Genomic DNA, 22,117 nt, shown 5'->3' on the forward strand with positions numbered 1-22,117 from the left:
CTTTCAGCTCCACAGCCGGTCGTGGCTCGCCTCCGCGTCCCAGTGCGTCGTCTCGGCGAAGAACACCGGGTCGCGCGGGTCGAGGTGGCGGCGCAGCAGCTCCTCGTCGATGTCGCCGAACCCCAGTCCCGGCGTGTCCGGCACCGCGATGTGGCCGTTCCGGATGAGCGGGCGGGGCAGGTCGGTGACGAGGTCGCTCCAGAACTCCACCTCGGCCGCGTGGTGTTCGAGCGCGAGGAAGTTCTCCGTGGCGGCGGCCAGGTGCACGCAGGCCATCGTCGCGATCGGTGACGCCGCCAGGTGCAGCGCCATCGGGATCCCGCGTTCCTGCGCGTAGTCGCCGAGCCGCTTGGTCTCCGCGATCCCGCCCGCCGTCGCCGGGTCGGGGTGCACGACGCGGATGGCGCCGGCGTCCAGCAGCGGCCGGAAGCCGTCGAGCAGGTAGATGTCCTCCCCCGTGCACGTCGGGACGGCGACGGCGGCGGCGAGCTGGCGCCACTGGTCGGTCAGCTGCCACGGGATCAGGTCCTCGATCCACGCCAGGGTGAACGGCTCCAGCGCGCGGCCGATCCGGATGCAGGAGTCGAGGGCGATGTGGCCGAAGTGGTCGGCGGCGAGCGCGATGTCGTAGCCGACGACGGAGCGGACGGTGTCCACGTAGGACGCCAGGTGGTCGACGCCCTTCGCGGTGACCTGGATGCCGGTGAACGGGTGCATCGTCGTCCGGTCCGCGCGGGCGCCCGGCGGCGCGATCAGCGCCCCCGGAACGTCCCATAGCAGGTCGATGCCCACGTCCATCTTCAGCATCGTGAACCCGCGCTGCCTGCGCTCCAGCAGCCGGGCGCCCATCTCGTGCGGGTCCGACAGCGACGGCGTGTCCGCGTAGCAGCGGATCTCGTCCCGGAACCGGCCTCCGATCAGCGCGTACGCGGGCACGCCGTACGCCTTGCCCGCGAGGTCCATCAGCGCCATCTCGACGCCGGAGACCCCGCCGCCCTGGCGGCCGTGGGACCCGAACTGCCTGATCTTGCGGAAGACCTTGTCGACGTTGCAGGGGTTCTCGCCGACGAGCCTGCTCTTGAGCACGAGCGCGTAGGTGGCGCTGGCCTGGTCGCGCACCTCCCCGTAGCCGACCAGCCCCTGGTTGGTGTCGATCCTGATGATCGACGAGCGGAACGGCACACCGGCCACGTTGGCCACCCGCAGGTCGGTGATGCGCAGGTCGCTCGGCCGGGACGCCGTCGCGACGTGCTCCTCCGTGACCGTCGGGGTCTCGCTCATCCCTTCACCGCCCCCGCGGTGAGGCCCTCGGTCAGGAACCGCTGCCCGAACCCGTACATCGCCACTACCGGGATGCTGATCAGCAGCGAGGCCGCGGCCAACTGCCCCTGCGGCACGACGTCACCGAAGATCATCGACTGCATGCCGACGGGCAGGGTCTTGTAGTCGTCCTTGGTGATGAACACGAACGCGAACAGGAACTCGTTCCACGCGTTGGTGAGCGTGAACAGCGCGACCGCGAGCAGGCCCGGTTTGGCCAGCGGCAGCACGATCCGGATGAACGCCCCGAACCGCGTGCAGCCGTCGACCAGCGCGGCCTCCTCCAGGTCGGCCGGGATCGACTTGAAGTACCCGACGAGCAGCCACGTCGCGAACGGCAGGGTGAACGTGGGGTAGGCGAGCACGAGCGCCCACAACGAGTCGTTGAGCCCGATCCCGCTCATCATCTGGTACAGCGGGATGAACAGCAGCGCGCCCGGCATCACGTAGGTGAGCAGGATCATCACCGTGAAGCTCTCCGAACCCCGGAACTTCAACCGCGCCAACGCGTAGCCCGCCAGCGCCGCGCAGACCAGGGCTATCGCGGTGGACGCCACCGACACCAGGATCGTGTTGACGTACCAGGTGCCGAACGCCCTGCCCGTGAACAGGTTGGTGAACTGCTCGGTGCTCCACGGGGTCGGCCAGAGGTCGTCGGTGCGCGCGACGATCTGGTCGTCGGACTTGAACGCGGTGACCGTCATCCAGTAGAGCGGGGCGAGCACGAAGCCCAGGAGGCCCACGAGCGCGATCCCCGTTCCGGTGCCGCCGACCAGGCGTGCGGCCAACACGTTGCCCCGCGCGGCGAGCGCGGAGACGACCCGGCCGACGGCGGCCGCGAGCACCACGAACACGCCCAGCACGAGCGCGGCCTTCCACACGATGTGCGGCGACGCCCAGACCAGCATGAGGACCGAGGCCAGGACGATCACCCACGGCATCGCGGCGCGCTGTGCGGGACTCAACCGCCCGCGCCCCATGTCGCTCGCGCCCGGCTGGTCGCCGCGTCGCATCATCCGCACGAGGATCACCACGAGGATCCCGATGATCGGCAGCATCACCAGCGTGACCGCGGCGCCCGCGCCCACTTGCAGCTGCTGGATGGCCTTCGAGTAGGCCACCATCACGTACGGGGCGGTGGCGTCCCCCGGTCCGCCCTGGGTCATCAGCCAGATCAGGTCGAAGTTGTTGAACGTCCAGATCGACGACAGCAGCACCGTCACGATCATGATGTTGCGCAGGCCCGGCAGCGTGATGTGCAGGAAGCGCTGCCACGGCGAGGCTCCGTCCACCATCGCCGCCTCGTAGAGGCCGCCGTCGATGGCCTTGAGCCCGGCGAGGAACGTCACCGTGAAGAACGGGATGCCCTTCCAGACGTTGACCAGGATGACCGCGGGCATCGCCAGGGCGGGGTCGGACAGCCACTCCGCGGGCCACTTGTCGACGAGCCCGATCGCGGCGAGGGCTGGCCCGATGCCGGAGTCGGTGAGCAGGACGTTGACGCTGCCGAAGATCGGGTCGAACAGCGACCGCCAGGTGAAGGCCGTGACGACCGTCGGCACCACCCACGGCAGCAGGATGACCCCGGCGATGACCGCCCGGCCGCGGCGCATGTGGTGCAGCATCAACGCCGCGATGAGGCCGAGGGTCACCTTGAAGATCTCGGCGTACGCGGTGAAGACGAACGAGTTGAGCACGCCCTTGTGGAACAGGGCGTCGTCGATGAGGGCGGTGTAGTTGTCCAGCCCGACGAAGACCGTCTCCGCGCCGTGGCGTTCCGTGGTGCTGGAGAAGACCGAGCTGATGATCGGGAACAGGATCAGGCCCGCGACCAGCAGCAGCGTCGGCCCGATGAACACCGCGGCGAGGCGCCAGTCGCGCCCGAGGAGCCGCTGCGACGTGGTGCGCGAGGACGACGCGCCCGGCGCCGGGCGGACCGGCGCCGGACGCGGGGGCAGGACGGTCACTGCTTGTACCCCTGCTGTTCGAAGACCTGGACGATCCGGGCGTGGGTCGAGGCGACGGCCTCGGCGGGCCGGGCGCCCTGGATGACCGACTGCATCATGTCGGTCAGCAGGTAGGCGGCGGTGGCGGCCTGCTCGCCAGGACTCGGGGCCTGGGGGAACGAGTAGCCGGTCTTGGTGGTCAGCGGGAGCGGCGTGCGGGTCTGCTCCCGCAGCGCGGCGAAGGCCGGGTCACCGCTGGTGTAGTACGGGTCGGAGTCCCACACCTTGTCCCACGCGGGGTTGACCAGGCACGGTGCTCCCTTCGCGACGCCGAGCAGCGCGCTCCCGCCGACCATGAACTTCGCCACCAGCTTGGCGAGGTCGGGGTTCTTCGCCCCCTTGAACACGACGAACGAGTTCGACTGGCCGTACGCGAGCGGCTTGTCGAGCGCCGGTCCGGTGGCGCCGTTGAACGGGTGCGTGTTGGCGTAGACCGGGTTGTTCTTGGTCTTCGAGTCGGCGTAGACGCTGAACTGGTTGAGCGTGAGCCCCAGGATCTGCGCCAGCCAGTTCTCGTTGTTGCTCGAGTCGGTCCAGCTCCCGATCCCCGGTGGCAGCATCGGCGCGTACTTCGGGTTCGTGTAGATGTCGCCGATGAACGCGACGGCGGCGACGGTCTCCGGCGAGTCGAACACCACCTTCGTACCGGTGTTGTCCGCGATCGCGCCGCCGTAGGTGTTGATGACGTTCGCGATGAAACCGTTGGCGTCGCCGGACCGGTTCACCGTGAGACCCCAGCCGAAGCGCCGCTTCGCCGGGTCGGAGACCGCCAACGCGTTGTCGCGCAACTCCTCCCACGTGTAGTGGGGTTTGAGCGGGAGCCCCTTCTCCTCGTACCAGTCCTTGCGCAGGTACATCCCGGTCGCGATGAAGTGGTAGGGGATCGCGAACCAGCGCCCGTCGAACACGCAGTAGTTGGCCGCCTCCGTCGCGGGTTCCCCGTAGAGCGCGCGCATCTCGTCGACCACGTCGGTGACGTCGGTGAGGTCGCCGAGGTTGTGGAGCTGGCCGACGAACCGCAGATCGCTCATGAAGGCGAGGTCGCGGTTGGTGCCCGCCTTCACCTCGGCGTCCATCTTCGCGACCATGTCGCCCGCGTCGCCGGAGACCAGGTCGTTGCGGACCGTGGTGCCGGTGGCTTGCGCGAACACCTGGAGCGAGTGGTCCAGCGCCTTGTTGGCGGCCTCCGAGTACAGCTTCTGCGAGAGCATCCCCACCGACCCGCCGCGGAGCGCGGCGGCCTGGTCGAGCAGTGCCTGCGGCACCTGGACGTCGACCTGCGGCGCGGGTGCGGGGCCTCCCCCGCACCCGGCCAGACCGAGCACGCCCAGCGCGCTCATCCCGAGGAACGTGCGCCTCGACAGGTCCGATTTCTCTTCCACGACAACTCCTTTCGCGTCCGTCGAGCGGACGCGTACCGACGGGGCGACATTGCAACCGGCGGGACAGCACGGCGAGTGCCGCGCTGCGGGTCGTTCATGCGGCGAAGGACGCCGTGCTGGTGTGTTGTCCTGGCAGTCCGTCGGACAGCCCGGTCGAGCCGCGGGCGAGCACCGGTACCGCCGTCCGTTCCGCGGGGTCGGGAATCCGCCGGACGACCATCGCGTTGGTCGTGCTCCGGTGCTGTCGGCCGCCTGCACGGCATCGTGCAGGCGCGGGATGTCGCCGCGGAACGGCCGGATCAGGGCGATGCGGCGCACGCCGCCGCGGTACTGCGGCCGTGGCCGTCACAGCTTGCCGGTGGACGTGCTCCCGCGGGGCACCGATCGGCCGGTGCGCCGCCACGCCATCAGGTGCGGGCGGTCGATCGCGCCGTCGTCGGGCGATGCGCGGGTGTGGCGCGGGCCGTTGCGGTGGAAGGAGTTCCGGCGAACGGGGAAGGTGCGGTCGGGATGTCCGGCCGCCGGTGCGGGGAAGGCGGCGGACTGCTCCGCGTCGACATCGGTCGGCTTTTTCGGGTGCGCGTCCTCGCCGGACGTGGGCGGGTCGTGGGCCGACAACGCGACCCTGTCGGCGACCTGGGCTGGAACGGCCCCCCGGTAATCGGGGAACCACCTGCCCTGATCGGCTGCCCGGTGGTTCGGTGATCACGTACCGATCGGCGGGCCCGCGCAACGTGGGCGGGCGCGGTTCCCCGATCGCGAGGCCGGTGCCGATCAACCCCGGCCGGGTCGGCGGGATCGCAGGTGCTGCCATGCCTCGTCCGTCCTCGTCATCGGTTCCGGATTTCGGTCGTGCAGTGCGCTAACGCCGCCGGGCGGCCCGTTCGGTCTGCTGCTTCTTCTCCGCGAGGAGCGTGGAGTTGTTCTTCAGGTGCTTGTGCATCGCCGCGCGGGCGCCTTCCGGGTCGCGCGCCACGAGCGCCTCGTAGATCTCCGTGTGGTCGGTGGTGGCGCACCGCAACGCGGCCGGACCCTCGTTGGTGATGCGACGGCTGGCCGTGCCGAGCCAGCGGGCGGAGTACATGATCCGGTCGAGGATGCGGTTGTCCGCCGCTCGGCAGATCTCCATGTGGAACTCGTGGTCGACCTCGAGGTAGGCCTCGGGATCCGCCTCGAGCGCCGACATGCGGTCGATCTCGTCCCTGAGCCGGTCCAGCGTCTCGTCGGTGATGCTGACCGCGGCCATCGCGGCGAGCGCGGGCTCGAGCAGCACGCGCATCTGGTCCAACTCCTGCAGCAGCTCGGTGACGATCTCCTCGGGCAGCCACTCGATCAGCAACGGGCTCAGGTAGTCCCACTCCGCGCGGGGGCGCACGACGACGCGGCGGCCCTGCGCGACGTCGACGATGTCAAGCGAGGCAAGGATTTTGAGCGTCTCCCGCGCCACCACTCGGGACACCCCGAACTCCTGGGCGATGTCGAGTTCCGACGGCGCGCGACCGTCCTCGATCCCGCCGCTGACGATGCGCCGGGTCAGGTGGGCGGCCACCTGCACCGGGAGGGTCCGGACCTTGACAGCGTCCGGAGACTCTTGTCTCCTTTGCATGTCATCAGCTTATCGGACAAGTTGACCATCGCGACAGTACGTCTCATATGCACGTCTCATATGCGCGACCCGGCGTCGGGAGAGCAATGCGGATCGTGAACGTCACAACGGCGGTGGTGGCCTACCACGGCCAGGCCACGCTGGTCCGGATCGACACCGACGAGGGCATCAGCGGGTTCGGCGAGGCCAATCCCGACGCGGGCGCGGGCTCCGTCGTCGGGATGATCGAGTTCCTGGCGCCCCTGCTGATCGACGAGGACCCGCGCAACGTCGAGCGGTGCTGGGAGAAGTTGCGCCGCAACAAGGTCTTCGCGGGCCCCCAGGGCGGGGTGTTCGTGATCGCCCTGTCCGGGATCGAGATCGCGCTGTGGGACCTCGCGGGCAAGGCTTCCGGGCAACCGGTCTACCGACTGCTCGGCGGGAAGTTCCGCGACCGGATCCGCCTCTACGCCGACTGCGGCGACGGCGACGACCCGGCGGGCTCGATCGCCGGGTGCGTCGACCGGGCCCAACGGGTGGTCGCCGAGGGCTTCACCGCCATCAAGTTCGACATCGACGACCTGCGCCACCCCGCCAAGTTCGACGCCTTCAACCACACGATCAACGCCGCCGAGCTGCGGTCGATGGTCGAGCGCGTGGCGGCCGTCCGGGAGGCGATCGGGCCGGACGTCGATCTGGCCATCGACCTGCACGCCCGCTACGACCTGCCGAGCGCCTGCCGGATCTCGTGGGAACTCGAGCCGTTCCACCTGATGTGGCTCGAGGAACCACTGCCCGCGGAGAACATCGACGCGCTGGCGCGGGTGCGCGCGCAGACCCGCACGCCGATCTGCGCGGGCGAGAACCTCTACCTGCGGTGGGGATTCCACGAGCTGCTCGAACGCGGCGCCGTGGACGTCATCGAGCCGGACGTGCCCAAGTGCGGCGGCCTCGCCGAAGCCAAGAAGATCGCCAACCTCGCGGAACTCCACTACATCCCCTTCGCACCGCACCTGGTGTCGACGCCGCTGGGCACGATGGCCACGTCGCACCTGTGCGGAGCGATCCCCAACTTCTACGTCCAGGAATGGCACGCCCTCGACGAGCGGGCGGTGTGGGACAGCTACGTCCACGCCCCCGACGGGAGCGGCTCGATCGTCAAGGACGGCTACATCACGCTTCCCGACACCCCCGGCATCGGCGTGGAACTCGACATGGACAGCGTTCGGGCGCACGCCGTCGCGGGTTACGGGGTGTTCGAGTAGCGGAGCCGATCTGTGCGTGGTGGACGGTGGAGCCGAACGAGCTGCCGCTGTCATTGGGGGGGCGCGTCATCACGTTGCCGCTGGGCCCCAGGACGCGCTGGTGTCGACACGGCTGTTCTCCGTCCCGGTCGTGACCGGGACGGAGAACGACTCGAAGGCCGGCTAGAGGTCTACGAGCACGCGGTGCCGTTCAACGACGCCGAGGCGAACGGCGGCGTGGTCCCGCTGTAGTCGGCGTTGTAGCCGATCGTCGCCTGACCACCGGACGCGAGCGCGCCGTTCCAGGACGCGTTGGCGACCCGGACCACGTCCCCGGTGTCGGTCCAACTCCCGTTCCAGCCCTGCGTGACCGACACTCCCGGCGCGGTGAACGAGAGGGTCCACCCGTTGATCGACGCTCCCCTGTTCGTGATGACGATCTCGCCGGAGTACCCGCCCGACCACTGGCTGACCACGCGGTGGGTCACCGCGCAGCCGCCACCGGGGTTGTTGCCGGTGGTCGTGGTCGTCGTCGTCGTGGTCGTCGGTCCCGCCGCCACGGCCAGGTCGTACGCGCGCTGCGGCACGAACTGGCCCGCGGGCCCGATGCAGCCGTCCGACTCGCCCGGCAGCTTGACCCACAGGAACGCGTCGATCTTCGAGTCACCGGTGCCGGTCGTGCTGGGCGTGCCGATCGCACGGCCCGCCGGGTCGCACCACTCCTCGCCCAGCGGCCCGTTGCCGTTGCGGCTGGTGTCCACCACCGCTTTCAGCCTGTTGTCCCCCACGGCGTTCAGCACGGCCTTGGCGTAGGACACCTCGTTGGCGGTGGTGCGGTAGTTCGACACGTTGGTGGAGATGCCGTCGGCGCTGTTGGACACGTCGGCGGCGCGCAGCCGGTTGGCGGCCTCCGACGGCGTCAACCAAGCGGAGTTGCCGATGTCCATGTACACCTTGGCCTGCGAGGAACCGGACTTGAGCTTCTTGCCCGCGTAGGCGATGGACGCCTTGGTCTGGTTCTGCTGGTCGGTGCTCTGGCAGTTGCTCATGATCGGCAGCACGTCGGGCTCGAGGATGATCGCCGCCGGGCGGCCCGCCAACCCCGCGGCGACCTCGTCCACCCATGCCCGGTAAGCCGAGTGGGAGGGCGCGCCGCCACCGCTCGCACCACCGCAGTCGCGGTTGGGGATGTCGTAGACCACCAGGATCGGGACCTTCCCCGCGGAAGCGGCGGCGCCGACGAAGGAGTTGATCTCCGAGCGCACCGACGAGGTGTTGGTGGTGGTGAACCACCTCGCCTGCGGGACCGAGGCGATCCGGTCGCGGATGACGGGCGTCCGCGAGTCACCGGGGTTGGCCGCGACCCACTTCGCGCTGGAACTCGACGGGTCGACGTAGAACGCCGAGTCCGCCGCGCTGGCGGTCGTGCCCCCGCCTACCGCCAGAGCAACCACCGCCGCTACGAGGGTGCTGGAGAGCACGCTCGCGACAGCGACCTGCTTTCTCCGCTTCATGGGAATCCTTTCGGGACGGGGCTTTCGGACGTTGGCGTGAACCGGAGCGGAACCGCGGGTCGTCGGTGGCGGTGGACAGGCGCATCGCCGTCGTGGAGTCCCGAGGGGACAGGGATTCCGACGGCGGTCCCACCGAGCAATGTATCCACGGCGACGGAGACCGGTCAAAGCTAAATGTGGACGTTGATTTTAGCCAAAACCCAGAGGCGCCAAGGAGTTGTGGCTCAGCGAGCACTCCTCCAAGTCCACCACCGCCCCGTTCGGACGGGGCGCGGGTACGCGGTGGCCGGTCGCGGCGCTCGACGACCCGCCGCCCCGTTCCGACACGGCTGTTCGAACGGCCGGCGAATTCGTGGTGGAGGCGACTGTGCGGGGTCGTGTCGAATACCCGATCAATGCAGATTTCGCGGTGCGGATCAAGGGTGGATCCGTCACAGCTCACCCCGAAGTGTGAAAAGCGCAAATGGGTAATGCGCGAGCAGCGGTCGACGACGAAAAGCGCATGGGCACGTAGCCTGGGGAAGTCGCCTGTCCTCTCTCCAAGGGGTTTCCACGGGCGGGCTTCGGCATCTCAGGATTCATGACGGGTGGACCGCGATGAACATTCCCCCTGACAACCGCACAAGAGTGCTCGTCACCGTCAACCCATTCGAATCGCACGTTCGCGGACTGGTCACACTCGTCACCACGTTGGGCGAACTCGGCCACGACGTGCGGATCGCGGTTCCCGACGGCTGGTCCGGGCGGCTGCGCGACTACGGCGTGACAACCGTCGAGATCGGTCCGATGTGGGTCGCCCCCAGGTTCGCCACCGCCGTCTTCGGCGCCCTGCTCGACGGGGGCGCGACGGGTTTCGACCGGACCCTGATAGCGGAATTCACCTCCCCCCGCTTCGTCGGTCCCGTTGTCGACGGGGTGCTCCGCCTGTCCGAGCACTGGCGACCGCACGTGGTGGTGCACGAATGCACCGAATTCGGCGGATACCTGGCCGCGGAGGTGCTCGGGATACCGCACGTCGTCGTGGACATCGGCTCGATGGCGGCGATTGCGCAAGGCCTTCACGAGGAGCTGATCCGGCCCGCGCTGACCGCTCTGCGATCCCGGCTCGGACTCGCGCCGGAACCCCTCACGCCAGGGATCCTGCGCCATCTCACGGTCACGATGACGCCGGAGCGGTTCAACCACGCGGACTTCGAACCACCTCTCGCCCGTTATCGGCACGAGTTCCCCGTGCGCCACGACGAGCGGTTGCCGGACGTGTTCGCCCGACTCCCGGAGGACAGGCCGGTCATCTACCTCTCGATGGGGTCGATCGGCCCGCTCTCCTCGCGCTTCATGCAGCGGTCGACCGAGATCTACGAGGAGATCTTCACCGCGCTGGCCGCACTGGAGTGCTCCGTCATCGCCGCCCTGCCGTCGCGGTACGAGCCGCTGTTCCGCTCACTGCCACCCCATGTCCACACCATGCCCTGGGTCCCCCAGTCGCTCGTGCTGGACCACGTGGACCTGTTCATCACCCACGGCGGCCTGAACTCGATCCGCGACACGATCACCAGCGGAGTGCCGCAGGTGCTGCTGCCCTTCTTCGCCGACCACCCCGGGAACGCGCTGCGCTGCGAGCAGCTCGGGACCGGCATCCGCGTCGACCCGACCACGGTCACCGCGGCGGAGGTGCACTCCGCCTGCGAGCGGGTGCTGGCGAACCCCTCCTACCGGCGGGAAACGGAAGGACTCCGGCGACACATGCGGGCGCTGCCCCCGCAGACCGCGTTCGCCGGTGACCTGGAACGCCTCGTCGAGGAGCACTCGGCGGGGGTGGGCGTCTCGTGATCGAGAGGGAGGACCTGCTCAGGACCATCCGGGAGTACCACGAGCAGCAGGCGAGTCGGCCCTTCGTCCCCGGCACCACCGAGATCCAGGTGTCCGGCGCCTGCCTCGACGCCGACGACAAGGCCGCGCTGGCCGGGGCCGCGGTGGACATGCGCATCGCGGCGGGAGCCCTGGCGCACAGCTTCGAGACGTCGTTCGCCAGGAAGATCGGCACGCGCAAGGCGCGGCTGACGAATTCCGGGTCGTCGGCCAACCTGCTGGCGATGACCGCGTTGACGGCGCCGGAACTGGGCGACGCCCGCCTGCGTCCGGGAGACGAGGTGATCTCCGCCGCGGCGGCGTTCCCGACGACGGTCAACCCGATCCTGCAGAACGGCCTGACGCCGGTGTTCGTCGACATCGACGAACGCACGTACAACCCGACGCCGGAACTGGTGGAGGCGGCCATCGGGCCGAGGACCCGTGCCGTGGTGCTGGCCCACACCCTCGGCAACCCGTTCCCGGTCGCGGAGGTCGCCGAGCTGTGCCGTGATCGCGGCATGTTCCTGGTCGAGGACAACTGCGACGCGGTCGGGTCGAGGTACGGGTCGCGGCTCACCGGGACGTTCGGCGACCTGTCGACCGTCAGCTTCTACCCGGCCCACCACATGACCATGGGCGAGGGTGGATGCGTGCTCACCGACAGCCTGGTGCTGGCCAGGGTGGTGAAATCCCTGCGCGACTGGGGGCGCGACTGCTGGTGCGCGCCGGGCGAGAGCGACAAGTGCGGGAGGCGGTTCGACTTCAAGGTGGGCGGTCTGCCCCACGGGTACGACCACAAGTACATCTACTCGCACATCGGCTACAACCTGAAGGCGACCGATCTGCAGGCCTCCCTCGGCCTGTCGCAACTGGCGAGGCTCGACGACTTCTGCGCCACCAGGCGGCACAACTGGTCCAGGCTCCGCGAAGGCCTTGACGGGATCGACCACCTGCGCCTTCCCGAACCGACGCCCGGCAGTGACCCGAGCTGGTTCGGTTTCGCGATGACCGTCACGCCGGGAGCCCCCTTCCGCCGGGTCGACGTCGTGAACTTCCTCGAAAGCCGCAGGATCGCCACGCGCGTCCTGTTCGCGGGCAACGTCCTGCGCCATCCCGCCTACTCGGGGATCCACTGCCGGGTTCCCGGCAGCCTCGCGGTCAGCGATCACGTCGCCGACAACACCTTCTGGGTCGGCGTGTACCCCGGAATCACCGACGAGATGGTCGACTACCTGGTCGCAGCCGTCCGGGAGTTCGTCGCGGGCCACGGGCGACCCTCGTGAGCAGGGTGCTCGTCACCGGCGCGGACGGTCTGCTCGGCGCTCGGATCACGAGTCCCACCAGTCCTTTCCGGGACGGAGGCCGGACGGTCGTGGGATTCGGATCGGGCGAACTCGACATCACCGACGCCACGGCGTTGGACGACACCGTCGCCCCGCGGGACGTGGTGATCAACTGCGCCGCCTACACCGCGGTCGACGACGCCGAGACCGACGGCGATCGGGCGTTCGCGGTCAACGCGTCCGGCGCCGGGCTGCTGGCCCGGATCTGCGCCGGGAAACGAGCGCGGCTGGTGCACCTCTCCACCGGTTACGTCTTCGACGGCACAGCCCCCGACCCGTACGAGGTCCATTCGCCGACCGGGCCGGTCAACGTGTACGGCAGGTCCAAACTGGCGGGGGAACGGGCCGTGCGGGACGAGTTCCCCGGCGCCCTCGTCGTCCGCACCATGTGGTTGCACTCGGGTCGGGCGACCGGGTTCCCCGCCGCGCTCCTGCGCAAGTGCGAGCGGGGCGACCCCGTCGCGGTCGTCTCCGACCAGATCGCCTCCCCCACCTACGTCGGCGACCTCGTGTCCGCGTTAGCCGATCTGGTCGCGCACCCCGATCCGCCGCTCCTGACCCACGCGACCTCGGCGGGCGCGGTGTCGAAGTACGGGTTCGCCCGCGCCGTCGCCGCGGCGGCGGGTCTCGACGTCGACCTGGTGCGCCCCTGCCGGACGGCGGACGTCCGGACCGCGGCGGACCGCCCCCGCAACGCCGTGCTGTCGGACTCGTCGTGGACCGCCCGCGGGTTGACACCGTTGCCGCACTGGCGTGACGCGTTGCGCCGCGCCTGCGCGTGATCGGACCGTCGGTGACGCCTACCGGCCGAAGCCGCCGATCAGCACCTCCGCCTTGTCGCGCTTGGTGTACAGCTCCCAGAAGCCCTCCGCGAAGACGTCGGGGTGGTACGACTCGACCTCGAACCCCAGGTCGGGGCGCGCGGTGATCGTCCTGTGCGGCACGCTGCCCTCGATGAGCGCGCCGATGTTGACGGCGCCGACGTGCACGCCCTTCTCCGCGAGGACCTTGTTCAGGTTGTGGAAGTAGTTGCGCAGCGCGGCCTGCCCCATGCCCGCGTTGCCGAGGAACGGCGTCGGGTGCACGCCGGACTGGCCCGCGGTGAACAGGATCGCGCCGTCGCCGCGCTCGACCATGCCCGGCAGCACGGCGTTCACCAGCGCGACGCCCGAGAGCACGAACTCGTCGAAGATCGGCTGGAGGTTCTCGGGGGTGATGTCCAGCGCGGGCACGATGCCCTCGCCCATGGTGCCGCCGCCGGGACTGAACTGGGCGACGTCGATCTGCCCGAATTCCTCGATGACGGCTTCGACGGCGGACGCGATCTGGGCGCGGTCGGACACGTCGGCGGTGAAGCCCGCCGCTTCGACGCCGTCGGCCGCGAGTCGGGCGGCGACCTCGTCCTGGGTCTCCTTGGTGCGCGAGACCAGTGCGACGCGGAAGCCCTCACGGCCGAAACGTCGAGCGACGGACAGCCCCAGGACGGGGCCTGCACCGAAAACGGCAAGGGTCTTGGGCATGCGGATCGTCATCTCCTCGTGGCGCAGAAAAGTTGAGGTGTTCCTCAACTACGCCGACCGTACACACAAGTTGAGGAGACCCACAACTTCGCTAGGATGGCCTCATGACCAGTCGCGCCAAGCCGTTGCGGAAGGACGCCCAGCGCAACCGGGACCTGCTCGTCGACGCCGCCCGGAAGCTCTTCGCCGCCCACGGCCTGACCGTCGCGCTGGAGGAGATCTCGCGCACCGCGGGGGTCAGCATCGGCACGCTCTACAACCACTTCCCCAACCGCGCGGACCTCGTGGACGCCGTGTTCGCCGACCGCGTGGAGACGGTCGCGCGGATCGCCGAGCACGCGCTGGCCATGCCGGACGCCTGGGCGGGCCTGGTGCACTTCCTCGAGCGGATCTGCGAGTTGCAGGCGGCCGACCGCGGCTACAACGAGCTGGTCTCCCGGCGCGTCCCCCAGGCCACCCCGACCGAGGGCCACGCGCGGGGCTTCGAGCTGATGCAGCGGATCGTCGAGCGGGCCAAGGACAGCGGGGCGCTGCGCCCCGACTTCACGATGGCGGACGTCGCGTTCCTCACGTGGGCCACCGCGCGCACCGTGGAGGCGACGGGGAGCGTCCGGCCGGACCTCTGGCGCCGGAACCTCGGCATCATGCTCGACGGACTGCGCTCCAGCGCGGCCCATCCCCTCACCGAGGCGCCCATCGGCCAGGACGAGTTGCGCCGGGCCATGACGGGCGACTGCGGCTGAGGCACCGGACCGGTCGACGGCCGGCTATCCGGCCGCCCGCAGTGCGAGCGCGTCCAGCAGCAGGTCGAGGCCGAAGCGGTACTCGGACTCGTGGTGGCACACGGCGAGGTGCGCGGCCGACGCGGTGACGTGCGGCAGGCCGGTGGCGGCCAAGGCCGTTTCGCGGAGGCCGTCCGGGTCCGCGGAGGTGGAACCCATCTCGCGCAGCAGGGTGCCGATGACGTAGGCGAGCAGCGCGCGGGAGGCGTGGACGGCCCGCTCCAGGTCGTAGCCCGCTCTGGAGAGGATGCCCAGGGCGGCCTCGGTGACCGGGATGGCGGGGTAGCCGAGCTGTCTGGTGAGGCTGAGCGAGGCGGTCCTGGGGTGGGCGAGGGCGGCCTCGCGGAAGGCGTCCGCGAGAGCGTGGGCGTCGGCGCGCCAGTCGGGTGTGGTCGGCGGCAGGGAGATGTCCGCGAAGACGACCTCGGCGATGGCGTCGAGCACGTCGTCCTTGTTCTTGACGTGGTTGTAGAGCGACATGGCCTCGACGCCCAGCTCCGCGGCCAGTTTGCGCATGCTCAGCGCTTCCACGCCGTGCCGCTCGACCAGTGCCAGCGCGGCGGTGACGACCTTGGCCCTGTTCAGCGGTTCACGTGCCGCCATGGGTCCTCCTCAGCAACCGGTGCCCCTCTTGACAAGCTTACGGCGTAAGTGGGACCGTTCCTCTACTTACAGCGTAAGTAAGAGGGGAAGAGATGCTCACCGAAACGCTCCGCGCGACGCGGGAGAAGATCGTGCTCGACCACTTCCACGACGAGGTGGCCCAGCAGTGGGACGACGTCCTGTCGACGTTCCCCCACCCGCGCTACGAGGTGATCGCCACCGGGGTCGTGCACGACGGCAACGCGGCGGTGCGCGGCTACTACGCCGACACCCGCACGGCGTTCCCCGACCAGCACCACGAGATGATCCAGCTGCGGCACAGCGACGACGCCGTGATCTGCGAGTTCTACCTGCTGGGCACGCACCTCGGGCCGTTCGGCTCCATCCCCGCGACCGGCAGCAGGTTCAAGGTGCGGATGACCGCGTACTTCATCTTCGAGGACGACGTGCTGGTCTGCGAGCGCATCTACTTCGACGTGCTGACGATGCTCAAGCAACTCCTCGGCGGCCTGGACTTCAAGAAGCCGAAGAACTGGCTGCTGGTCGTCAAGGCGCTCCTCGGCGCGCGCAAGGAGCTCAAGTGACCGCGCGCGCACTCCCCGGACTGCCCGACGCCGCGGACGCGGGCGGGTTCGGCACCCCGCTGACCACGTTCGCGGGCCTGTCGGCAGTGGCGGGCGGCCCCGGCGCGAAGCTCGGCTGGATCCGCACCAGGGCCGACGACTTCCGCCGCGAGTTCTCCGCGACCGGCACGCCGGACCGGATCAGCACGCACGACCTGGTCACGCTGCCGTACCCGACGAGGTTCGGCCTGTTCCGGGCGACGATGTCACCCGCGCCGTTCCTGACGATCACCAACCGGATGCTGGTGATCCGGTGGACCGAGACGGACGGCCGGAAGCGGACGCTGCTGTTCGAGCCGAGCGACGTCGAACTCGGCCGCAACACCCCGTACTTCGCCGCGCTGGCGAGGAGGACGCCCGACGCGCTCGAGAAGCTGATGGTCAGGACGAACCCGTCGGTCGGCGAGCACCTGGCCGGGCTGGGCATCCGCCCGGAGGACGTCGACTACCTCCTGTTCGACCACCTGCACACGCAGGACCTGCGGCGCTGGGTCGGCACCACCACCGAGCAGCCCGACCTGGGCGGCCGGGTGGAGCCGTTCTTCCCCAACGCCCGGCTGATCGTGCAGCGCGACGAGATCGCGGCCATGCAGCAACTGCACCCGTTGCAGAAGCCCTGGTACCAGGAAGGCCACTTCGAGGACCTGCGCCCCGAGGCGATCCTGGCCGTCGACGGCGGCGTGCTGCTCGGCCCCGGCGTGGCCGTGCTGCCCACGCCCGGCCACGTGTTCGGCAACCAGACGCTGATGCTCAACACCAGCACCGGGATCTGGGCGAGCAGCGAGAACGCCATCGCCGCCGAGTGCCTGACGCCCGAGCACAGCAAGCTGCCGGGTGTGCGGAGGTGGACGCGCGAGTGGCAGCAGGAGGTGGTGCTCAACGCGAACAGCCTGGAGACCACGGCCGACCAGTACAACTCGCTGGTGCTGGAGAAGTGCGTCGTGGACCGGTCCCAGACCGACTCGCGGTTCCTCCAGTTCTTCCCGTCCAGTGAACTGACCGCCCACTGGTTGAGTCCGGGGACGCGGCCGACGTTCACCCACCGCTCGATCACCCACAACGCGAACGGGGCACCGGTGACCTCCCGCAAGGACACGCCGACCTGGTGACGCCATGAGCCGAACGGCCCGGCGGCGCTGGGCCGATCCGCCGAACTCCTGTTCCCGCAGGACTTCCCGGTCCGCGGTCCGCCGATAGGGCGGCGCCCACGGCGGTACGGTCGTGACCCGATCTTCGACGGCGGCACGTCTCGCGAACCCCGGAAGGCCCGAATGGTCGGCGACGACGCGCACAACGAGATGTCCGGGACAGCGGTGAACTCCGTGCAGGCGGGGACGATCGCGGGCGGCGTGCACTTCCACACCGGGAAGGCGGCCACCCTCCCGATCCCGCGGCAACTGCCCGCCGGCATCGCGCACTTCAGCGATCGGGAGGCGCACGTCGAGCGGCTGGACGACTGGCTCGCGAACGCCGCGGATCCGGTGTCCCCCATCACGATCATCGTCGGCGTCGGCGGGGTCGGGAAGACCTCGCTGGCCACGCACTGGGCGCACGGGGTGCGGGACACCTTCCCCGACGGCGACCTGTACGTGGACTTCCGCGGGTTCCACCCCGACGGCGCGCTGTCCGCCGAGGCGGCGCTCGACCAGGTGCTGCGGGCACTCGGCGTGCAGGCGCGGGCCGTTCCCCCCGACTTCGGGGGGAAAGCCGCGCTGTACCGGTCGATCCTGCACGGACGGCGGGTGCTGGTCGTCCTGGACAACGTCGGGACCGAGCGGCAGGCGCGGGCCCTGCTGCCCGGTTCGCCGACGTGCCGGGTGCTGATCACCAGCCGTGTCGGGCTGACCGGTCTGGTGACGACGGAGGGCGCGCGGCGGATCCGACTGGACGTGCTGCCGCCGGATCGCGCCGTCGAACTGCTGACCGGGATCATCGGAGCCGAACGGGCGCGGGACGAACCGGACGCGGTCGCCGGGTTGGCGCGGCTGTGCGGACACCTGCCGCTGGCACTGCGCATCGCGGCGGGCAGGCTGGTCTCCGACGAGCACCTGGCCGCCGCGGACCTCGTCGACGAGCTCACCGTGGAACGCGAACGGCTCGACGCCCTCAGCACGGACGACGAGGCCTCGACCGTGCGGACGGTCTTCTCCTGGTCCTACCGGGCGCTTCCCCCCGAGGCGGCCAGGCTGTTCCGGCTGCTGAGCCTGCCGACCGGCCCCGACATCGGACTGCTCGGCGCGGCCGCGCTGGCCGACCGGAGCGTCACGAGGACCCGGCGCATCCTGGAAAGCCTCGTCAACGCGCACCTGGTGCGCGAGGACGCGGCGGCGCGCTTCCACTTCCACGACCTGATCGCCCTCTACGCCGCCGAGTGCGCCGCGGCCGACGAGAGCCCCGAGCAGCGCCACCTCGCACTGGTCCGCCTCATCTCCTGGTACACCGCCTCCGCGGACGCGGCCACCCGGCTGCACGCCCCGCACTACTCCCGCATCCCCGTCGCCCTGCCGGAGACCGCGCACCGGCCGCCCCCGCTACCGGACGGGCTTTCGGCCCTGCACTGGTGCGACGCCGAACGCGCCAACCTGGTGGCGGCGGTCGGGCAGGCCGCCGGGATCGGGGAGACCACGCTGGCGTGGCGGCTCCCGGTGGTGCTGTTCGGGATGTTCCTGACCCGACGCCCGCTGGCCGACTGGGTCGCCACCCACCTGATCGGCGTCGAGGCGGCCCGGTCGTGCGGTGAGCGGCTCGCCGAGACCTGGCTGCACACCAGCGTCGGCCTGGCGTACCGGGCGCTGCGCCGCGACGAGTCGGCGCTCGAGCACCTCGAGGTCGCGCTGGCGGGGTGGCGCGAGTCCGGCGAGCGTTGGGGCGAGGCGTGGACGCTGCGCGACATCGGCGACGTCAGGCGCCTCATGGGCGACGTCGTCGAGGCGGTCGACCTCCTCACCGCGGCCCTGGCGATCCACGTCGAGGAGCAGGACGCCTTCGGGGAGGCCAGCGCGCTGCGGGAACTGTCCACCGCGCAGCACGCGCTCGGCAGGTACGACGAGGCGTTGGCCAACCTGGAGCGGGCGCTCGCCATCCGCCTCGCGATGGGGGACCACGGCAGCTCCCCCGCGCTGCTGGCCGCGATGAGCCTGGCCCACAGCGGCGCGGGGCGCACCGCCGAGGCGATCGACCACGGCGAACGGGCACTGGAGCTGAGCCGGAGCCTCGACAACCCGCACCAGGAGGCCGAGGCCCGTGACGCACTGGGCGACGCGCTGGCGAAGGCCGGCCTGGCCGAACCGGCCAAGGCGCAGTGGCAGGCGGCGCTGGAGCTGTACGAGGCGCTCCGGGACCCCCGGTCGGGCGAACTCGGGCGCAAGGTCGCGGGATGAGCGCCGTCCGGACCGCGAAAAGCCCGATGAGGGGCCCGACACACCCGAGTGGCATCCCGAGTTCTCCCGCCGATCGGTCACGCACCGTGTGCGAAGGGCTTCACCAAGGCCGACTTCCCCAGGCCCGACCCCGAACGCGGCCGCGCCGTCCGATCACGTGCGGTAGTGCGCCGGTCACGTTCGAGTGCCACCTCGCGGCGCATGTGGCCGGGGGCGGGCACGCCATTACTGTCTGCCTCAATAGCAGGGTTACTAGGAGGCTTGTGTGGCTGGCGAAGCAGGGCACGTCCACCGCTTGACAGAGCTGTTGCGGGAGAACGCGGATGTGCTGATCGGCAAGTGGGTCGAGTCGGCCGCGGTCTCGGTGCGGGGGCGGTCCACCGGTGCCGAGCTGGAACGGGACTTCCGCGAGATCTTCGCGACGCTGCTCCCCGTCGCCTCCGGTGACGGCCGGGACCTGTCCGGGCACACCTACGGCGAGATCCGGTCGCTGCTGGAGGAGCTGTCGCGCACCCGCGCCCGGCAGAACTTCAGCCCGGCGGAGACGGCGTCGAGCGTGTTCGCGCTGAAGGAGCCGGTGTTCCGGCTGGTCGACGAGCAGAACGACCAAGACCTGTTCCGCGAGGTGCTGAAGTTCTCCTCGCTGCTGGACGCGCTGGGCCTGTGGACGTTCGAGGCCTACGCCCGTGCCCGCGAGAGCATCATCAAGGAGCAGTCCGAGCAGCTGCTGGAGCTGACCACGCCGGTGGTCAAGCTCTGGGAGGGCGTGCTCGCGGTGCCGCTGGTCGGCACGCTGGACTCCGCCCGCACCCAGGTCGTGATGGAGAAGCTGCTGGAGGCGCTGGTCGAGACCGGCTCCGAGCACGCGATCATCGACATCACCGGTGTGCTCGCGGTCGACACCCAGGTCGCGCAGCACCTGCTCAAGACCGTCGTGGCGGCCCGGCTGATGGGTGCCGAGTGCACGATCTCCGGCATCCGCCCGCAGATCGCCCAGACGATCGTGGCGCTGGGCATCGAGTTCGGCGACATCGCCACCAAGGCGACGCTGGCCGACGCGCTGCGGCACGCGCTGCGCCGTGAAGGCGTGGACGTGGTGCGCCGGGCCGACGGAGTGAAGCGCTGATGGAACGCGTCCCGATCCTCAAGATCGGCGGTGTGCTGCTCGTCTCCATCCAGATCGACCTCCACGACCAGAGCGTGCTCGCGCTCCAGGAGGACCTGGCCGAGAGGATCAGCACCACCGGCGCCCACGGCGTCGTGATCGACATCTCCGCGGTGGAGATCGTCGACTCGTTCATCGGCCGGATGTTCGCCACGATCGCGTCGATCTCCCGGCTGTTCGACGCCGACACCGTGGTCGTCGGCATGCGCCCGGCCGTGGCGATCACGCTGGTCGAGTTGGGGCTCACCCTCGGAGGGGTGCGCACCGCGCTCGACCTGGAACGCGGCATGCGGATCCTGCGGACTCTCGGCCAGGAGAGCGGGCGGATCCCGGCGGGCGGCGATGCGTCCGGACTGGAGTGGTCGTGACGGCCCCTGGGCCGGAAGAGCTGCCGATCGTCTCCGACGACGACGTGGTGCGGGTGCGCCAGGCGGTGCGCGGGTACGCCCAGCGGGTGCGGCTGTCGCTGGTCGACCAGACCAAGCTGGTCACCGCGACCAGTGAACTGGCCCGCAACACGCTCGTCTACGGCGGCGGGGGCTCGGCGCGCGTCGAGGTCGTCAACGACCACGGCCGCGAGGGCGTCCGGGCGTCGTTCCACGACGACGGACCCGGCATCCCGGACCTGACGCTCGCGCTGGCCGACGGCTGGAGCAGCGGCAAGGGCATGGGCCTCGGGCTGTCCGGCGCGCGCAGGCTCGTCGACGAGTTCGACCTCGACACCGAGGTCGGCCGCGGCACCACCGTGACGGTGGTCAAGTGGAAGCGCTGAACGGGGCGACGTGCCTGCCGATGGCGGAGGACGTCGAGTGGATCCGCGTGGAGGAACCCGCCGAGGCCGGTCGCGCCCGGCGGGCCGCCACGACCCTGGCCGAGCGGTTGGCGTTCCCGCCGACCCGCGTGGCCGAGATCGGTCTGGCGGTGACCGAGATCGCGACGAACCTGCACAAGCACGCGCGCGAAGGCGTGATCCTCGTGCGGTCGTTGCGCGGCGCCACCCAGGCCGCGGTGGAGGTGCTCGCCGTGGACGGCGGGCCCGGCATCGCGGACGTCGGTCTGGCGTTCCAGGACGGGCAGTCCACCACCGGCACCCTCGGGGTCGGTCTCGGCGCGGTGGTGAGGCTGGCGGACCGGTACGCGGTCACCTCGCGGCCCGGCCGCGGCACCTCGCTGTCCGCCCGGTTCCACCCGCGCCGGGGCGAGCTGTCGGAGATCCCCGAGGACGTGGCCGCCGGGATCACCCGTGCCATCGGGGGCGAGGAGGTCTGCGGTGACGCCTACGCGGTCCGCCGGAGTCCCGGCCGGATGGTCATGATGATGTGCGACGGGTCCGGGCACGGCCCGTTGGCCGCCACCGCGTCCCAGGCGGCCGTGCGGCTGTTCTGCTCGTTGGACCACACCGCGCCGGAGGACCTGGTCGCGCGGATCCACCGGGAGCTGCGCGGCACCCGCGGCGGTGCCGTCGCGGTCGCCGACCTGGACCTGGTCGGCCGGACCGTGCGGTACGCGGGACTGGGCAACATCGGGGCCGCGGTACTGGCCGACGGCCAGAAGAAGGGCATGATCTCGGTCCCCGGCGTCGCCGGGTACCAGGCGCGCACGATCCGCGCGTTCGACTACCCGCTGCCCGTGGGCGCCTCGGTGGTCATGCACTCCGACGGCCTCACCGAGCGGTGGACCGTGGAGCACGACGACGACCTGATGACGGCCGCGCCACTGGTGATCGCGGGCGCGCTGCTGCGCGACGCCGGGGTGCGCAAGGACGACGCCTGCGTCCTGGTGGGGAAGACTGGCTGATC

Annotated in this window: 20 protein-coding genes; 12 read left to right on the forward strand and 8 right to left on the reverse strand. The window is 70.3% G+C overall.

Annotated features, from left to right (window positions below; all coding sequences use genetic code 11):
- Positions 1-3: 3 nt before the first annotated feature.
- The 5 genes from RM788_RS02705 to RM788_RS02725 all read right to left on the reverse strand — a co-directional run bounded on the left by RM788_RS02705 (position 4) and on the right by RM788_RS02725 (position 6,314).
- Positions 4-1,281 carry a mandelate racemase/muconate lactonizing enzyme family protein gene (locus tag RM788_RS02705; RefSeq protein WP_315929868.1) on the reverse strand — a complete coding sequence of 426 codons (1,278 nt, stop codon included), beginning with the start codon at positions 1,279-1,281 and terminating at the stop codon, positions 4-6.
- Positions 1,278-3,287, reverse strand: coding sequence for an ABC transporter permease (locus tag RM788_RS02710; protein WP_315929869.1), 2,010 nt, complete (start codon positions 3,285-3,287; stop codon positions 1,278-1,280). Before RM788_RS02710 ends, RM788_RS02705 begins: the two co-directional genes overlap by 4 nt.
- On the reverse strand, positions 3,284-4,708 hold the full coding sequence (locus tag RM788_RS02715) for an extracellular solute-binding protein (protein ID WP_315929871.1): 1,425 nt from the start codon (positions 4,706-4,708) through the stop codon (positions 3,284-3,286). Before RM788_RS02715 ends, RM788_RS02710 begins: the two co-directional genes overlap by 4 nt.
- A gap of 345 nt (positions 4,709-5,053) precedes the next feature.
- A complete protein-coding gene (locus RM788_RS02720) occupies positions 5,054-5,326 on the reverse strand; it encodes a hypothetical protein (RefSeq protein ID WP_315929872.1) in 273 nt (90 codons plus the stop codon).
- A 244-nt stretch (positions 5,327-5,570) separates the two neighbouring features.
- Positions 5,571-6,314 (reverse strand): FadR/GntR family transcriptional regulator, encoded by a 744-nt coding sequence (locus RM788_RS02725; protein WP_315929873.1) that lies wholly within the window; start codon positions 6,312-6,314, stop codon positions 5,571-5,573.
- Positions 6,315-6,400: 86 nt separating this feature from the next.
- On the opposite strand from RM788_RS02725, the gene RM788_RS02730 reads away from it, so the two are divergent.
- On the forward strand, positions 6,401-7,558 hold the full coding sequence (locus RM788_RS02730; protein WP_315929874.1) for a mandelate racemase/muconate lactonizing enzyme family protein: 1,158 nt from the start codon (positions 6,401-6,403) through the stop codon (positions 7,556-7,558).
- A gap of 170 nt (positions 7,559-7,728) precedes the next feature.
- Here RM788_RS02730 and RM788_RS02735 read toward each other — a convergent pair whose 3' ends face one another.
- Positions 7,729-9,051: a glycoside hydrolase family 6 protein gene (locus RM788_RS02735; RefSeq protein WP_315929875.1), complete on the reverse strand. Its 1,323-nt coding sequence runs from the start codon at positions 9,049-9,051 to the stop codon at positions 7,729-7,731.
- Between the two features lie 597 nt (positions 9,052-9,648).
- Here RM788_RS02735 and RM788_RS02740 point away from each other — a divergent pair.
- Genes RM788_RS02740 through rfbD form a run of 3 tightly spaced genes read left to right on the forward strand, consistent with a single transcriptional unit; the run spans position 9,649 to position 13,027 of the window.
- Positions 9,649-10,881, forward strand: coding sequence for a glycosyltransferase (locus tag RM788_RS02740; protein WP_315929876.1), 1,233 nt, complete (start codon positions 9,649-9,651; stop codon positions 10,879-10,881).
- On the forward strand, positions 10,878-12,185 hold the full coding sequence (rfbH, locus tag RM788_RS02745; protein WP_315929877.1) for a lipopolysaccharide biosynthesis protein RfbH: 1,308 nt from the start codon (positions 10,878-10,880) through the stop codon (positions 12,183-12,185). The genes RM788_RS02740 and rfbH overlap by 4 nt, the downstream gene beginning before the upstream one ends.
- Entirely contained in the window at positions 12,182-13,027 is an 846-nt protein-coding gene (rfbD, locus tag RM788_RS02750; protein WP_315929879.1) for a dTDP-4-dehydrorhamnose reductase, read from the forward strand. Before rfbH ends, rfbD begins: the two co-directional genes overlap by 4 nt.
- A gap of 18 nt (positions 13,028-13,045) precedes the next feature.
- Here rfbD and RM788_RS02755 read toward each other — a convergent pair whose 3' ends face one another.
- Positions 13,046-13,765 (reverse strand): SDR family NAD(P)-dependent oxidoreductase, encoded by a 720-nt coding sequence (locus RM788_RS02755; protein WP_315929880.1) that lies wholly within the window; start codon positions 13,763-13,765, stop codon positions 13,046-13,048.
- Between the two features lie 104 nt (positions 13,766-13,869).
- Here RM788_RS02755 and RM788_RS02760 point away from each other — a divergent pair, with 104 nt between their 5' ends.
- The gene (locus RM788_RS02760) at positions 13,870-14,508 is read left to right on the forward strand and encodes a TetR/AcrR family transcriptional regulator (protein WP_315929881.1); all 639 of its coding nucleotides are present in this window, start codon (positions 13,870-13,872) and stop codon (positions 14,506-14,508) included.
- Positions 14,509-14,532: 24 nt separating this feature from the next.
- Here RM788_RS02760 and RM788_RS02765 read toward each other — a convergent pair whose 3' ends face one another.
- Positions 14,533-15,150, reverse strand: coding sequence for a TetR/AcrR family transcriptional regulator C-terminal domain-containing protein (locus tag RM788_RS02765; protein ID WP_315929882.1), 618 nt, complete (start codon positions 15,148-15,150; stop codon positions 14,533-14,535).
- A gap of 92 nt (positions 15,151-15,242) precedes the next feature.
- On the opposite strand from RM788_RS02765, the gene RM788_RS02770 reads away from it, so the two are divergent.
- The 7 genes from RM788_RS02770 (at position 15,243) to RM788_RS02800 (ending at position 22,115) form a co-directional block, all read left to right on the forward strand.
- A complete protein-coding gene (locus RM788_RS02770; RefSeq protein ID WP_315929884.1) occupies positions 15,243-15,734 on the forward strand; it encodes an ester cyclase in 492 nt (163 codons plus the stop codon).
- On the forward strand, positions 15,731-16,882 hold the full coding sequence (locus tag RM788_RS02775; RefSeq protein WP_315929885.1) for an MBL fold metallo-hydrolase: 1,152 nt from the start codon (positions 15,731-15,733) through the stop codon (positions 16,880-16,882). Before RM788_RS02770 ends, RM788_RS02775 begins: the two co-directional genes overlap by 4 nt.
- A 162-nt stretch (positions 16,883-17,044) precedes the next feature.
- Positions 17,045-19,153, forward strand: a complete 2,109-nt coding sequence (locus RM788_RS02780; protein WP_315929886.1) for an ATP-binding protein — start codon at positions 17,045-17,047, stop codon at positions 19,151-19,153.
- A 295-nt stretch (positions 19,154-19,448) separates the two neighbouring features.
- On the forward strand, positions 19,449-20,279 hold the full coding sequence (locus RM788_RS02785; RefSeq protein WP_315929887.1) for an STAS domain-containing protein: 831 nt from the start codon (positions 19,449-19,451) through the stop codon (positions 20,277-20,279).
- On the forward strand, positions 20,279-20,686 hold the full coding sequence (locus RM788_RS02790) for an STAS domain-containing protein (RefSeq protein ID WP_315929888.1): 408 nt from the start codon (positions 20,279-20,281) through the stop codon (positions 20,684-20,686). Before RM788_RS02785 ends, RM788_RS02790 begins: the two co-directional genes overlap by 1 nt.
- On the forward strand, positions 20,683-21,090 hold the full coding sequence (locus RM788_RS02795; protein WP_315929889.1) for an anti-sigma regulatory factor: 408 nt from the start codon (positions 20,683-20,685) through the stop codon (positions 21,088-21,090). The genes RM788_RS02790 and RM788_RS02795 overlap by 4 nt, the downstream gene beginning before the upstream one ends.
- Positions 21,078-22,115, forward strand: coding sequence for an ATP-binding protein (locus RM788_RS02800; RefSeq protein ID WP_315929890.1), 1,038 nt, complete (start codon positions 21,078-21,080; stop codon positions 22,113-22,115). Before RM788_RS02795 ends, RM788_RS02800 begins: the two co-directional genes overlap by 13 nt.
- Positions 22,116-22,117 lie beyond the last annotated feature (2 nt).

Origin of the sequence: Umezawaea sp. Da 62-37, assembly GCF_032460545.1 — a bacterium.
GTDB lineage: Bacteria > Actinomycetota > Actinomycetes > Mycobacteriales > Pseudonocardiaceae > Umezawaea.

Bases quoted from the DNA above. Each gene is read 5' to 3' on its own strand.
- RM788_RS02705 (WP_315929868.1), bottom strand. From the start codon at position 1,281: ATGAGCGAGACCCCGACGGTCACGGAGGAGCACGTCGCGACGGCGTCC.
- RM788_RS02725 (WP_315929873.1), bottom strand. From the start codon at position 6,314: ATGCAAAGGAGACAAGAGTCTCCGGACGCTGTCAAGGTCCGGACCCTC.
- RM788_RS02730 (WP_315929874.1), top strand. From the start codon at position 6,401: ATGCGGATCGTGAACGTCACAACGGCGGTGGTGGCCTACCACGGCCAG.
- RM788_RS02735 (WP_315929875.1), bottom strand. From the start codon at position 9,051: ATGAAGCGGAGAAAGCAGGTCGCTGTCGCGAGCGTGCTCTCCAGCACC.
- RM788_RS02740 (WP_315929876.1), top strand. From the start codon at position 9,649: ATGAACATTCCCCCTGACAACCGCACAAGAGTGCTCGTCACCGTCAAC.
- RM788_RS02755 (WP_315929880.1), bottom strand. From the start codon at position 13,765: ATGCCCAAGACCCTTGCCGTTTTCGGTGCAGGCCCCGTCCTGGGGCTG.
- RM788_RS02760 (WP_315929881.1), top strand. From the start codon at position 13,870: ATGACCAGTCGCGCCAAGCCGTTGCGGAAGGACGCCCAGCGCAACCGG.
- RM788_RS02765 (WP_315929882.1), bottom strand. From the start codon at position 15,150: ATGGCGGCACGTGAACCGCTGAACAGGGCCAAGGTCGTCACCGCCGCG.
- RM788_RS02770 (WP_315929884.1), top strand. From the start codon at position 15,243: ATGCTCACCGAAACGCTCCGCGCGACGCGGGAGAAGATCGTGCTCGAC.
- RM788_RS02780 (WP_315929886.1), top strand. From the start codon at position 17,045: ATGGTCGGCGACGACGCGCACAACGAGATGTCCGGGACAGCGGTGAAC.
- RM788_RS02790 (WP_315929888.1), top strand. From the start codon at position 20,279: ATGGAACGCGTCCCGATCCTCAAGATCGGCGGTGTGCTGCTCGTCTCC.